Genomic DNA, 4993 nt, shown 5'->3' with positions numbered 1-4993 from the left:
CAACGAGGCCCTCGCAACCCAAATAGCCGCATAGGCTGCGCCATAACATGGCTGTCCGGAATCACCGTGGCCCCTCACACTATCGGTGAGCACTTCGCCATCGAACGGGAATTGCTCAAGCCGCTGCCGGACGAGCCGTTCGAGACGGGCCGGCACTTCGCTCTGCGCGTGGACCGCCACAGCCAGATCAGCGTTCGCACGAACCGTTACTCGGTGCCGGTGCGCCTGATCGGCCGCAAGGTCCGGGTACTGCTGCACGCCTCCGAACTGGTCGTCTATGACAGGCGCGAGGAGGTTGCCCGTCACGAGCGGTTGAAGGCCAAAGGTCAGGTCCGCCTGGTGCTGGACCATTACCTGGAGGCGTTGGTGCGTAAACCTGGTGCGCTGCCAGGGGCCACAGCACTGGAGCAGGCCCGCGCGGCCGGGCGCTTCACCCCAGTCCACGACGCATGGTGGGCTGCGGCCTGCAAGGCTCACGGCGATTCCGAGGGCACCAAAGCCCTGGTAGCGGTGCTACTGCTGAATCGTCACATGAACCACGAACACGTCGTCGCAGGCTTAGCTTCAGCGCTTCGCGCTGGTGCGCTGACCGTCGACGCGGTGGCGCTGGAAGCCCGCAAGGCAGCTGAAGCCGAACAGGCGGAATCAGCGGCTCCATCGCAACAACCACCGGAACCCACCCAGCACGCCACGGTGACATCGCTGACCGTGCGGAGGCTGGCCCAGCTTCCGCCCGATACACGGCCGCTGCCTTCGGTGGCCGTCTATGACCAGCTACTGCGCCGCAGATCCAGCGGTCAGGGCCCCTCCAGCAAGGGAGAAATGTGATGACGTTCAACCGCAACCGCGGACTGACCGAGCAGGCCGCAGAGACCGCAGTGGACTCGGCCTGCCGACTGCTTCGCCTGCCAACCATCCGCGCGAAGTTCCCCGAACTCGCCGAGGCCGCCGCCCGCGATCAGATGACCTACCGAGGCTTCCTGGCCGAGCTGCTGATGGCCGAGTGCGATGATCGAGCGCGCCGCCGCTCCGACCGACGCATCAAGGCGGCGTCGTTTCCCCGCGACAAGTCACTGCGCGAGTTCGACTTCGAGGCCAACCCCAGCATCGACCCGGCCGTCATCCACACCCTGGCCTCTTGCGAGTGGGTGAAGAAGGGTCAGCCGCTCTGCCTGATCGGCGATTCGGGAACGGGCAAGTCGCACTTGCTGATTGCGTTGGGAACCGAGGCCGCGATGGCAGGGTTCCGGGTGAAGTACACCCTGGCGACCAAGCTGGTCAACGAGCTGGTCGAGGCTTCCGACGACAAACAGTTGTCGAAGACGATCGCTCGCTACGGCCGCGTCGACCTGCTCTGCATCGACGAACTCGGCTACATGGAGCTGGACCGGCGAGGCGCTGAGCTGCTGTTTCAGGTGCTAACCGAGCGCGAGGAGAAGAACAGCCTGGCCATCGCCTCCAACGAGTCCTTCGGCGGTGAAGTAGGCCGCCGACGAGGTGCCCGTGGACCGGGTCCTTTTTCGACGGCCCCTTCCCGAACGGTACGTGCGACTTTCACCGCATACCGCTCTCCAGTGATCTCATCTCCGGGTTGAGACTGTGGCCCGTCCTGCATGAATGTCCCAATGACAGCTTTGGCAGACCACGAGAGTCTTTCGCCGCCGCTGTGCCATGAGCCTTATCCATGCTGGCGGTTCGCGTCGGCCGGGTCGATTAAGATCTGCCATTTTACGGATATGGTGAACTTGCAGACCAGTCCGAGAATCGCAAATCTCACATTTCCCCGCCAAGAGTCGGTGGATCAGCTCATTACTGCCGCCGTATCTCGTCGACGGTGACCTATCAACCAGGTCAGCGAAGCGTTGCCGCTTGAGTGGAATCCCGCCGAATCGGGCGACCAGCGGCCTCCTCCCGTCAGTGCGTTTGACCGTGACCTGAATGCATGTCCGTGGTCCGTCAGGCGTATCGACGGACACCTTATAGCGGCGCGCCATCTTCGTGACGGTGGACTGATGCTTCCTGGCCAGTGTCTTGAGCATGGAGGTCTCCATCACCCAACGCAGGCGGCCCAGGCGCCCAACATCCTGAGCCAGGAGGTAGTACTGCACGATTCCCCGATACTCCGCTTGGTACTTCGCCACGATCGAGTAGTCCTGATCATGTATTAGAGCCCCACGGAATTTCGGCTTTCCTCTGCTCATGTACAACACGCACCGCTGCCGGATCACGTGCCGTGGAACGAACAGCCCGATCTGGCCATTGACCGCTCGACGCCCGTGAGTGATCTTCGTGTCGGCAAGCTGGGCCTTAAGTTCGTAGCCGAGGAAACGCGCCGCCTGGCTGGCGGCGTGCGTGATCAGGGTCTTGGATTCGGAGAGCTCCAGCTTGAGGTCATCTCGCAGGAAGGTTCTCATCCGTTCCTTGATCTCCATGGCTTCGCGCTTTGGCCCGGCGAACCCGAGCAGCCAGTCGTCGGCGTATCTGACGTATCGCAACCGCCGGTAGTCCGGATCATTCGGGTCAGCGCTGGGAAGGCTTCGCTGCTGCTGCCGAAGCAAGCGCACTGCTGCCCGATCCCCGCGTCGACCTGCCCGTTTGATCCGTGCCCCTATGCGGCCGTACTCCAGATTCCGCCGGCGCAACCTGCCCTGGTTGTAGTCCGGCAGCAACTGCTGTTCAACAAACTGATCAAGCCGGTTCAGGTAGATGTTGGACAGGATCGGAGAGGCTACCCCGCCCTGCGGCGCACCGCTGAGCGTGGCGTTCCACCGCCAGTCCTCCAAGTACCCGGCCTTGAGCATCCGACAGATCAGCCGCAGGAAACGTCCATCGTGGATCTTCTCCCCAAGGACGGTGAGCATCACCTCATGGTCCAGGCTGCCGAAGCAATCGGAGATGTCTCCTTCGATGAACCAGTGTGTTCCCTTCCAGACTTCCACTACCTCGTTTAATGCCGTGTGGCAACCTCGGCCGGGGCGAAAACCGTGAGAGCGATCAGAGAACTGGACGTCGTAATACGCTTCCAACAGGAGGCGGACCACTTCGGCGACCAGTTTGTCCGACCACGTCGGCAGACCAAGAGGGCGTTTCTTCCCGTTCTTCTTTGGAATGTACGTCCGCCTGACTGGAGTCCATCTGTACGACTCGGAACGTAACTCACCGATAATCGCGTCGATTTTCTCCAGCGACATGCCGTCCACGGTCTCCCCGGTGACCCCTGGCGTCATCGCACCCTTGTTGGCATAGATGCGCCCGTAGGCCATTAGGAAGAACTGCGGGTTGAACAGCTGCCTATACAATCTCTCCAGTGGCAGGCCTTGCTTGCCACGTTCCCGGATGACGCCCAGCACCGTTGTGGCGCTCTGCATTACGCATACCTCCCATCACTGGACGTCTCAATCACCTGTGCCCCTTTGCCCTGTTACCGGCTTTCCCGGACTCCCTGGCAGGTCGTTACTCCTGCTACTACTACGGGCACTCCGTCGCCATAGGGCTCGCACCCCTTAGACGATCCCGTGGTACGTCTTCGTTGTACGTATCGAGCGCGACGTAGGCTGTCCACTCATCCCCTTAACCGCCCTCATTGGGAGGCGCTCAACACCATGGAGGTTGTTCCGGTCTCCAACCGCGACAGGAACATGGTGCGACGTCGAACGTAGGCGCTGTTTCGACGGGTGTCTTTGGCGCCGCTGGGAATTGGACTTCAAGCAATCAAGCCTTAGCCATATCGCGCGGGCCTTGCGGCACCCCACCCTGAACGCCTCCGGATGGGCACCGCTTTCCGAGCATGCTGCTGTCCCCTCACGCTTTCGCATTCAGGTGAGCCCGGCGACCCATGAACCTCCCTCCAAGTTCATCCCGACTGCGTCGGGGATACAACGAAGCGCCTCACGGCGCACGCTGGACCAAGACCTTCACCGACCCCCGCCTATGCGCCGCGATCGTCGACCGGCTCACCTTCGGCGGCACCATCATCGAGACCGGAACCGACTCCTACCGGCTGGCCCAGACACGGGCGAAGGCCGAGCAGGTGAGCGCAGGGTAACCAAGGACAGGGCCGCAGCGCGGGCCGGCGTTCACCAGGAGCGCGGGACTGAACGAGGACGGGGCTGCACGCAATGCTCAAGCCGAGCTGATCGGTGGAGACGAGGACGCCGCATCGACCGCTGCCTGGCACGACTGTGAATCCCGTGTGATTCTTAATCCGTGGAAGACCGGGCTCCGCATGATCTGCGCCACCGAGTGTGGATGCAGGCGATCAAGGCGATTCCTGTGGTGCTGGTCAGCTCGTTCGTGGTCGTGTGGCTGACCGTGCTGGTGGTGCCTGGCATCCACCTTGACGGTCCTGCCATACGGCAGGCGCAGGCAATCGCCGTCGCGGCGCTCGTGTTCCTGATGTTCGTCATGTGTGGCCGAGTGGCCATACTCATTTCAAGCCTGCGGCAGCTCCGGCAGCGCGGCGCGGTCCAAGGCGTGGACGACGCGTCCCGGGGCGAAAAGGGCGATGCCGCGCGGGAGATCCGGCACAGGGAAGCGACCCGACTCCCGGCTATGGTCCTGATCGTCTCGTTAGTCTCGACTCCGTTTGCTCTCTGGCTGTCGGAAGTGCTCTGCGCGGCGCTTGGTCTGCCCCTGCGGATCGATGATTTGAGGGCGATCCTTTCTGGCTGGCTCGTCGTCATCGTCGTTCGGCTGCTGATTGGAGCAGCGCTCAAGCTGGCCGCAACGGCTCGGCAGTAGTTCATCGATGGGCCGCGCGCATAGCGCGGTGATCCCACACCGCCGAGCGGAGCGGTGCTGAGCAACGGCTTCGGTCTCAGTGATCGCCCGAACACTTGAGGCCGGAGAGCCAGCTCGTATCGGGACGAAGCGGTCGCATGGTTACGCCCAAGGCCGCTGCGCTGTTGCTGAATCTCAGGATCTGGATCAAAGTCCGTGAAGTGGTGACGGTGTGTGATGAGCGCTAGTTGGTGAGGAGCACGCGTTTGCGGAG

Annotated in this window: 4 protein-coding genes and 1 pseudogene; 4 read left to right on the top strand and 1 reads right to left on the bottom strand. The window is 62.6% G+C overall.

Translation table 11 applies throughout. From position 1 onward, the window contains the following. Both ACSDR0_RS49315 and istB read left to right on the top strand, forming a co-directional pair. Nucleotides 1-828: Mu transposase domain-containing protein (locus ACSDR0_RS49315; RefSeq protein WP_435295911.1), on the top strand; the 828-nt coding region annotated here is incomplete at its 5' end. Continuing rightward, nucleotides 828-1595, top strand: a complete 768-nt coding sequence (gene istB / locus ACSDR0_RS49310) for an IS21-like element helper ATPase IstB (RefSeq protein ID WP_435295910.1) — start codon at nt 828-830, stop codon at nt 1593-1595. The genes ACSDR0_RS49315 and istB, both read left to right, overlap by 1 nt. Here istB and ACSDR0_RS49305 read toward each other — a convergent pair. Next, the gene (locus ACSDR0_RS49305) at nt 1581-3368 is read right to left on the bottom strand and encodes a reverse transcriptase domain-containing protein (protein WP_435295909.1); all 1788 of its coding nucleotides are present in this window, start codon (nt 3366-3368) and stop codon (nt 1581-1583) included. The two genes, istB and ACSDR0_RS49305, sit on opposite strands and share 15 nt — an antisense overlap. A 533-nt stretch (nt 3369-3901) precedes the next feature. Between ACSDR0_RS49305 and ACSDR0_RS49300 the strand changes: the two are divergent. After that, nucleotides 3902-4045, top strand: a pseudogene (locus ACSDR0_RS49300) (ATP-binding protein); the annotation flags it as partial. A 203-nt stretch (nt 4046-4248) separates the two neighbouring features. Further along, entirely contained in the window at nt 4249-4740 is a 492-nt protein-coding gene (locus ACSDR0_RS49295) for a hypothetical protein (protein ID WP_435295908.1), read from the top strand. Nucleotides 4741-4993 lie beyond the last annotated feature (253 nt).

The sequence above is a fragment of the Streptosporangium sp. G11 genome, assembly GCF_051192615.1.
Taxonomy (GTDB): domain Bacteria; phylum Actinomycetota; class Actinomycetes; order Streptosporangiales; family Streptosporangiaceae; genus Streptosporangium.
This window is presented reverse-complemented; position numbering and strand designations above follow the sequence as displayed.